The organism is Streptomyces sp. NPDC054956 (assembly GCF_053609185.1).
Genome location: NZ_JBSGXB010000308.1, coordinates 1 through 8,768 on the forward strand (window position 1 = coordinate 1; position 8,768 = coordinate 8,768).

At 71.2% G+C, this 8,768-nt stretch carries 5 protein-coding genes and 1 pseudogene; 4 read left to right on the top strand and 2 right to left on the bottom strand.

Annotation, left to right across the window (positions count from 1 at the left end):
• A pseudogene (locus tag ACWGDE_RS32210) lies at window positions 1–265 on the bottom strand (alpha-ketoglutarate-dependent dioxygenase AlkB); the annotation flags it as partial.
• A 237-nt stretch (window positions 266–502) separates the two neighbouring features.
• On the opposite strand from ACWGDE_RS32210, the gene ACWGDE_RS32215 reads away from it, so the two are divergent.
• From ACWGDE_RS32215 to ACWGDE_RS32230, 4 genes are all read left to right on the top strand, one after another.
• A complete protein-coding gene (locus ACWGDE_RS32215) occupies window positions 503–889 on the top strand; it encodes a hypothetical protein (RefSeq protein WP_453392577.1) in 387 nt (128 codons plus the stop codon).
• 5 nt (window positions 890–894) lie between these two features.
• Window positions 895–3,402: a plasma-membrane proton-efflux P-type ATPase gene (locus tag ACWGDE_RS32220; protein WP_453392578.1), complete on the top strand. Its 2,508-nt coding sequence runs from the start codon at window positions 895–897 to the stop codon at window positions 3,400–3,402.
• 165 nt (window positions 3,403–3,567) lie between these two features.
• Window positions 3,568–4,779, top strand: coding sequence for a sensor histidine kinase (locus ACWGDE_RS32225; protein WP_453392579.1), 1,212 nt, complete (start codon window positions 3,568–3,570; stop codon window positions 4,777–4,779).
• Window positions 4,776–5,447, top strand: coding sequence for a response regulator (locus ACWGDE_RS32230; protein WP_453392580.1), 672 nt, complete (start codon window positions 4,776–4,778; stop codon window positions 5,445–5,447). The genes ACWGDE_RS32225 and ACWGDE_RS32230 overlap by 4 nt, the downstream gene beginning before the upstream one ends.
• 59 nt (window positions 5,448–5,506) lie before the next feature.
• On the opposite strand, the gene ACWGDE_RS32235 is transcribed toward ACWGDE_RS32230, so the two are convergent.
• A complete protein-coding gene (locus tag ACWGDE_RS32235; RefSeq protein WP_453392581.1) occupies window positions 5,507–8,551 on the bottom strand; it encodes a carbohydrate binding domain-containing protein in 3,045 nt (1,014 codons plus the stop codon).
• Window positions 8,552–8,768: the final 217 nt, after the last annotated feature.

Genomic DNA, 8,768 nt, shown 5'->3' on the forward strand with positions numbered 1-8,768 from the left:
GCGCCGGGTGCGGCAGCGGGTCGCCTTCGCCGTAGAAGGCGAGCAGGCGCGGGACGTCCACCTCCCGGTCGTACATCTGCCGCCGCTCGGCGTGCCACGGCACGTCCGCGGCGAGCCGTTCGAACAGCGCGTCGGCGCCCGAAAGCCAGCCCGGCCGGTGGTCCACCCAGGCCCCGGCGCCCAGTTCCGTACGCCGCAGGCCCGCCGTCGGGCCGAGCCGGATCTCGTCGTCCTGGTCGAAGAGGGAGCCCTGGAGTGCGTGCATGACTCCAGCCTAGCGCGTCTATCGAACATATGCTCGAACACATCACGCCGACTCGCTTTCGCTTACGAAATGTCCCGGACGGGTGGTCCGCAGCCCCACGAAGACAGGCCCTTCGCGTCCCCCACCGGCCTTTCGACGGGCGTTTCCTGGAAGAGGTCGGAGCGAGACCGGGCACCGGCCCCCAGCACCGCAGCAACTGCGGACGAGTAGTCCAGCACCGGTCATGAGGAACACGCGATGAGCGTCATCGACGAAGTCACCACCCGCACCGCCCACACGGCCCACACGGCCCGCACCGCCCGCACCGCCCCGACGGCCCACACCGCCCCCGAGGCCGTCCACGAGTCCTACGCCTTCACCTGCCTCGACTGCGGGAACGGCTGGGAGACGCAGTACGACGTCCACCACTACATCGACGGCACCGGCGTCCAGCGCACGCTCTGCACCGTGGACGGCGACCGCGTCCCGTCCCCGCTGACCCGCCCCGAGTGCGCCGCGTGCGGCAGCCACGTGGTCCGCATCCTGCGCGCCGGCACGGTCTCCCACGCCCGCAGGGCCATGACGAGCGGCGCCCGCCCCCTGGTGATCCCCTCCTTCCTGTCCCTGCTGCAGGGAGGCAAGTGACCGCCATGAGCACGGACACCGTCCCCGCCGCACCCCCCACCTCCCCCACCTCCCCCGCCGAACCCGAGGAGCCCGAGGAGCTCCGCGCATTCGAACCCCCGGCCTCCTGGCCGGACGGGCTCAGCACCGCCGAGGCGCACCGCCTCCTGAAGGAGCACGGTCCGAACGAGATCGCCGAGGAACACAAGAACCCGCTGCGGGAGTTCCTCGGCTACTTCTGGGCCCCCATCCCCTGGATGATCGAGACGGCCCTGGTCCTCTCGATCGTCGTCCAGCACTGGGTGGACGTCGTCATCATCGGCGTGCTGCTCGTCGTCAACGGTGTGGTCGCCTTCATGGAGGAGCACGAGGCCGCCAACGCCATCGCCGCCCTCAAGCAGCGTCTCGCCACCGAGGCCCGCGTCCTGCGCGACGGGGTCTGGCGCACGGAGGCCGTCCGCGAACTGGTCCCGGGCGACATCGTCCGGGTCCGGCTCGGGGACGTCGTCCCCGCCGACGTACGGGCGCTCGGCGCGGGCACCCTCGAGGTGGACCAGGCCGCCCTCACCGGCGAATCCCTGCCCGTCGAGCGCGGCCGCGGCGAAACCCTGTACTCCGGCTCCGTCATCGTGCGCGGCGAGACCGACGCCGTCGTCGAAGGCACCGGAGCCAACAGCTTCTTCGGCAGGACCACCGCCCTCGTCGGCGAGGCCGGTACGGTCAGCCACCTCCAGCAGGCCGTTCTGAAGATCGGCAACTACCTGATCCTGCTGGCCGTCGCCCTGGTCACCCTCACCGTCGTCGTCTCCGTGGCACGCGGCAACCCGGTGCTCTCCGTCCTGGAGTTCGCGCTCGTCGTCGTCATCGCCTCCGTCCCGGTGGCCCTGCCCGCCGTCATGTCCGTGACCCTCGCCGTCGGCGCCCGCAACCTCGCCAAGCGCGGAGCGGTGGTCTCCAACCTGCCCGCAGTCGAGGAACTGGGCAGCATCGACATCCTGTGCTCCGACAAGACCGGCACCCTCACCGAGAACCGCCTCGCGATCCTGGACCCCTGGGTCCCGGACGGCGTCGACCAGGACGACCTGCTCGGCTCCGCCGCGCTCGCCTCCCGTGCCGAGAACGGCGACCCGATCGACCGGATCGTCATCTCCACCGCCACCGACCGGCTCGCCGGCACCGACACGGGCTGGGCGCACCACGCCCCCGTCACCGACTTCGTCCCCTTCGACCCGGTCACCAAGCGCACCGAGGCCACGGTCGGCTTCGGTCCCGGCCCCGGCCCGGCGCCCGGCACGTACCACGTCAGCAAGGGCGCCCCGCAGGTCATCGCGCGGCTCTGCGACGGCGACCCGGCCGCCGAGCACGTCGCCGACATCGCCGACGCCTTCGCGGCCCGCGGCTTCCGCTCGCTCGGCGTGGCCCGCACCGACGCCTCGGGCGCCTGGCGCCTGCTCGGCATCCTCCCGCTGGCCGACCCGCCGCGCGAGGACACCGCCGACACGGTGGCCGCCGCGAACGGACTGGGCGTCTCGGTCAAGATGGTCACCGGCGACCAGGTGGCGATCAGCCGGGAGCTGGCCCGCCAGATCGGGATGGGCGACAACATCCTCAACACCCACGCCCTGGACGACGACAAGCCCGAGGCGGAGCTCGCCGAACTCGTCGAGATCTCCGACGGTTTCGCGCAGGTCTTCCCGGAACACAAGTACCGCATCGTCAAGATGCTCCAGGAGCGCGGCCACATCGTCGGCATGACCGGCGACGGGGTCAACGACGCCCCGGCGCTCAAGCAGGCCGACGCCGGCATCGCCGTGGCCGACGCCACGGACGCCGCGCGGGCCGCCGCCGACGTGGTGCTGCTGACCCCGGGCCTGTCCGTGATCAGCCACGCGATCGGCCAGGCACGGGAGATCATCCAGCGGATGGTGAACTACGCCACCTACCGCATCACGGAGACCATCCGGGTGCTCGGCCTGATCACCCTGACGATCGTCGCGTACAACTTCTTCCCGGTCACCGCGATGATGATCGTGCTGCTGGCCCTGCTCAACGACGGCGCGATCCTGACGATCGCCTACGACAAGGTGCGCGGCTCGCACAAGCCCGTGACCTGGGACATGCGCAGGGTGCTCACCGTCGCGACGGTACTGGGCACGGTCGGTGTCGCCGAGACCTTCCTGCTCTTCGTGCTCGGCCGCGACGTCTTCCACCTGAGCGACGGCCTGATCCACTCGCTGGTCTACCTGAGCCTGTCGGTCTCCGGCCAGCTGACCATCTTCGTGACCCGCACCAAGGGCCGGTTCTGGACCTCCCCGGCCCCGGCGAAGCCCCTCGTCATCGCGGTCTGCGCGGCCCAGGCCATCGCCACCCTCGTCACGGTGCTCGGCATCGGCATGACCCCGCTCGGCTGGGGCTGGGCCGCCGCCGTCTGGGGCTACGCGATCTGCTGCTTCCTCCTGGAGGACCAGCTCAAGCTCGCCGCCCACTGGTTCCTGGACCGGCGTCCGAGCGCCCGGGCCGCCGCCACCCACTGACGGCGACCGCCTTCCGCCGAGGCTCAGTCCCGTCCGGACCGGTTCCGGGCGGGACTCCCCCGTGTCGCGTGCCGGGCGGGGGGCGGTCCCGATGGCAGGGTGCTCGTACGGGACCGGACGAAGACGCCAATTTCGGACACCGCAGCAGAACAGGAAGGAGGAGCCGTGGAGTGGACCGCAGCCGCCCGCGCCCCGCACCGCTACGCCCCGGTCACCTGGGACCGGATCGCGGCCGCCTCGTGCCTGCTGGTCACCGTCCCCTTCGAGGTCTACGCCGAACTGGACCACGAGTCCTGGGCCAGCCACCCCGTGCCGCGCTGGCTCGGCATCCTCGTCTCCTGTGCCGCGCTGCTCTGGCGCCGTACGCGCTTCCCGGCCGCCGCCCTCGTGGTGCTGGCCGCGACCGCGCTCAGCGCGAAGTTCACCGCCCTGTTCTTCCTCGCCTACGCCGCCGGCCGCCACCAGCGCACCGCCTGGGCCTGGTGGTTCGGGGCGGCGGCCACCGCCGAGCTGATCACGCTCAGCGCACTGGGCTTCGGCCCGCCGCTGGTACGGGACAACTCCCCTTCCAGCCTGGCCCTGCTCGCCTCGGCCGTGTTCATGACCGTCATGGTCGGTGTGACCCGCGGCCGGCACATGGCGGAGCGGGCCGCGGCCGAGGAGGTGGCCAGGGAGCGGGCGGCCGAGGCGGTCAACGCCGAACGCCGCAGGCTCGTAAGGGAGTTCCACGATCTGCTCGGCCACGACGTGGCGCTGCTGAACATCCTGGTCGAGTCGCTGCGGAGCTCCGTGGGCGGCCGGGACCCGGGAGCCGACGGGCTGCTCGACGCGGCGCAGCGGCAGTGCCGGTCCGCGTCGGACCACCTGCGGGGCATGACCGCCGTACTGCGGCTGCGGGAACTGGACACGCCCGCGGCGGGCGGGCTCGACGCGCTGAGCCGCTCGCTCGACAGCGTCCGCGCGGCGGGGGTCGACGTACGGCTCGGGGACGGATTCGCCGAGGCGTTCGGGCGGCTGCCGGCCGCGCACCGGGAGGCCGCCCACCGGGTGGTCACCGATGGCCTGACCAACATCCTGCGCTACGCGCCCGGTTCGGCGGTGCGGCTGGCCCTGCGGACGGACCCGGCCGGCTGGACCCTCGACGTGGAGAACGGCCCGCCGGGCGCGCCCGTACGGTCGGTCGCGCCGGGCACCGGCCTCGGGCAGGCCGGGCTCCGCGGCCGGCTGGAGTCGCTCGGCGGCGGACTCGAAGCCGGACCGGCCACCGCCGGCGACACCGCGACCGGCGGCCCCGACGACAACGGCAAGGGCGGCGGCTATCTGCTGCGGGCCCACGCCCCCTACCCGCGCACAGGACAGGAAAGAGGAGAACGGTGATCCGCATCGTGGTCGTCGACGACGAGGACGTCATCCGCGCGGGACTGAAGACCATCCTCGCCGTCCCGGACGGGATCGAGGTCGTGGGCGAGGCGAGTACGGGATCGCGGGCGCTGGAGGTCGTCGCGGAACGGCTGCCCGACGTGGTCGTGCTCGACCTGGCCATGCCGGACGGGCTCGACGGTGCCGAGACGGCCCGGCTGCTGCGCGAGGGCCATCCGGACCTGGGCATCCTCGTCCTGACCACCATCGCCGACGAGGAGCAGGTCGCCCGGGTCTGGCGGGCTGGCGCCGACGGCTACCTGCTGAAGACGGCCTCGGGCGAGGACATGCGCGAGGCGGTGCGCAGCGCGGCCGAGCACCGCGCCGTGCTCAGCCCCGACGTGATCGCGACCGTGATGAGCCGCTTCGCGACCCACCACCACCCGGCCCCGACCCCCGAGGTCATGGCACGGATCCGCGCCCTCTCCCAGGGCGAGCTGCGCTGCGTGGTCGCCCTCGCCGACGGACTCGGCAACCGCGAGATCGGCGAACGCCTCGGCCTGGCCGAGGGCACGGTCAAGACCCACCTCTCCCGCGCCCTCCACAAGTTCGGGCTCGACAACCGCACTCAGCTCGCCCTCCTCGCCAACGACCAGCGCGAACTCCTCACCGCCCTGCTGCGCTGAACCCGCACCGGCTGGACGCGCAGGTGCTCGTGGGCCCCGGCTGCCGCGATGACCGGCGGCTACTTCAGGTAGGGGCCGGCGGCGCCCACCTTCCCGGGTGCGGCGCCCTGGCCGGGGAGGTCCAGTACGTAGACGCGCAGGTTGCCCTTGCCGGGCGCGGCGACGGTCAGCGTGCCGCCGGTGACGGTCCGCACGTCGCCGGTGACGGCGTCCTTGTACGTGCCGTTGGGGACGCCGGTGTAGGTGGCGCCGCCGGTGACGGTGACGAGGGCGAAGCTGTCCACGCCGGTGGCCGCGTCGGTGTAGCGGCGCTTGAAGGCCATTCCCCCCGAGACGCCCTCGGTGGAGTACTGGCCCATCTGGAGCGCCGGGACGGCCCGGCGGATCTCGTTCAGCCGCTGGAGGTGCTTGACCAGGGGCGATTCGAGGGTGGCGGCGACGGCTCCGGTGGCGGAGCCGACCTTGGAGAAGCCGGTCGCCGTGACCGAACCCGCGATCTTGTCCCCGTAGTAGGCCCGGCCGGTGGTGGCGAGCGGGCAGGTCGGGCCGCAGTCGATCTGCTTGCCGGCCTGGAACTCCGTCTCGGAGCCGTAGTAGAGGGTCGGGATGCCGCGGAAGGTCCACATCAGGGCCATGTTCTCGGCCCAGGCGTCGGTGCCGCCGGCGTAGCGGGTGGAGGATTTACCGGGGCCGAAGTCGTGGCTGTCGACGTAGACCACGTTGTAGGTGGCGTCGTTGTAGCTGTCGTCGGAGTCCTTGCCGTTCTGGAAGGCGTTGTTCGCGTCCCCGAAGTTCATGTGCATGCGCATGTCGATGACGTTCATGCCGGAGGCCATGGCGTGGTCGGGGGCGTGGTAGAGGTTCCCGTTGAGGAAGGCGTTGTTGCTGGTGGGCTGCTTGGCCGGGTCGTTGTCGGTGGTGTACTGCTGGACGGCCGCGGTGGCATCGTCCGCGCTGTACGCCGCCGACTCCTTCCACGTGTAGTACTGGGCCGACTGGTTGGCCGAGCCCCGGTTCCACTTGTCGTTGACGAAGGAGCCGACCTCGCCGAAGACGTAGAAGTCCTTGGCCTTCTGGGCGCCGAACTGCTGGGCCACCCGGCTCTGGATGGCGGGCAGGAAACGCCGGTTCCAGGTGACGCGGGGGATGTGCACGGCGGTGTCGATGCGGAAACCGTCCACGCCCATGTCGATGTACTTGTCGTAGGCGCCGATCAGGTAGTTCTGCACTGCCGGGTTCTCGGTGTTGAAGTCGGCGAGGTCCTCGTGGATCCAGCAGGAACGGGCGTCCTCGCCCTCCCAGTTGCCGATCCAGCACTGGTGGAACAGGGCCTTGGGGAACATCCCCGACGTGGGGTTGGGCCACTGGCAGTTGTAGACGGTGTAGCCCTCGGCGCTCTTGTACGGGGTGGCCGCGCCCCAGTTGAGGCAGGTGTTGCCGGCCGGCTCCGCGGTCGACCAGAGGTCGCCGTTGTAGTACGACTTGCCGCTCTTGGGGTCGACGGTGAGGCCGTCGTACTCGAAGCCGGCCTGCTTCTCGTCGTAGTACCAGGACCACTGCGCGTCGCGCACCCCGTAGACGGTGGGGGTGAACAGGCCCTTGGCACCCCAGCGGGAGCTGTGGTTGTAGACGACGTCCTGGTAGATCTTGACGCCCTTGGCGTGGGCCGCGTCGATGAGGTCCTGGTAGGAGGCGCCGGCCGATTCCAGGCGGGGGTCCACCTTGTAGAAGTCGTAGCCGTGATAGCCGTGGTAGTCGTAGTCGGAGCGGTTGAGTACGACCGGGGTGATCCAGATCGCGGAGAAACCGAGGGCCTTGACGTAGTCCAGCTTCTCGACGAGACCCTTGAAGTCCCCTCGGAACATGGGGTCGTTGTTGGCCGCGTTCCCGGACTTCACGTGCTGGCTGCCGCCGCGGTTGTTTGCGGGGTCGCCGTCGTTGAAGCGGGCGGTGAGCACGAAGTAGATCGGGTCCTTGCGGGGGTCGCCGCCGAGCGGTGCGGAACCGGCCGGGGCCGGGGGCCGGGCACCCGTGGTGGCGAGGGCCGGGGCGGAGGCTGGCGAGAGGTTCCCGGCGGCGTCCACGGCCTTGACGGTGTACGTGTAGTCGGTCCGCTCCTCCAGGCCTGATTCGGTGAGGACGGTGGAGGTGGTGTGGGTGACGGCGGCGCCCTTGGTGCCGCCGGTGCGGGTGACCTGGTAGCCGGTCACGCCCCGGTCGTCGGTGGACGCGTCCCAGGTCACGACCACGGACACATCGGTGGCGGCGGCCTGGACCCTGGTGGGAGCGGTGGGCGCGGTGGTGTCGGGGACCGCAGCGGCGCAGGGGTCTGCGGCGTTCGCCGTGACCTTGGTGTCCTGCACCGTGGACAGGCCCGTGCCGAGGGCGTAGTTCCTGCCGTTGTTGTTGTCCCAGGTGCCGTTGCCGTTGTTGAAGGTGGCGGCGAGCCCGGCGGCCGAGCCCAGGGACACCGTCTTCTTCACCCAGCCCGTGCACGCCGGGTCCATGCCGCTGCCCGGGACGGTGGTCCAGGCTCCGCCGGTCGGCGCCCAGTGCAGGTTGACGGTCGGCCAGCCGACGGTGGTGGTCGAGTAGTAGACGGTGGCGCTCGCGCCGGTGCCGGTACCCGTTCCGGGGTCCGCGGCGCACGGGTCGCTGTGGGCCACCACCCCGTCCTTGACGGTGATCACGCCGGTGCCCAGCGCGTAGTTCCTGCCCCCGTTGTTGTCCCAGGTGCCCTGGCCGTTGTTGAAGGTCGCCTGGAGACCGGCGGCCGAGCCGAGGTTGACGGTCTTCTTCACCCAATCGGTGCAGGCGGCTTCCATTCCGGTACCGGGCACGGTCGTCCAGCTGCCGCCGTCGGGCGCCCAATGCAGGTTGTACGCGGTCCAGTTGCGGGTCCTGGTGTAGTAGAAGACCGTGGCCGTGCCCTCGGCGGCCGCCGACGCCTGCGCGGCGGAGGAGGCGAGCGCGGACGCGGAGACGGGGGTGGGGGCCGAGGCAGGGACACCGGCGGCCGGCAGTGCTGCCGCCAGACACCCGGCGAAGGCCAGGGCCAGGGCCGCCGGCCGCCATCTGAGGCGTGATCGTGTGCGTGATCTCAAGGTCTGCTCCTCGAAGCGGGGCCAACGGCCCTGCGGCTCCACGGCGTTGAAAACTTGCCGCAAGGTTTTGCGGGGAGGCTACTTGCGGTGTCACCAGCACGTGAAGCCCTCGTGAAGCAGAAGTTTCGCCACCGTGAGGGCTTCGGGAACGCGCCGGCCACTCTTTTCGGAAGAAGGGGTGCAATCCCTTGCGGAAATTTTCTCCTCGGGGCCGGGC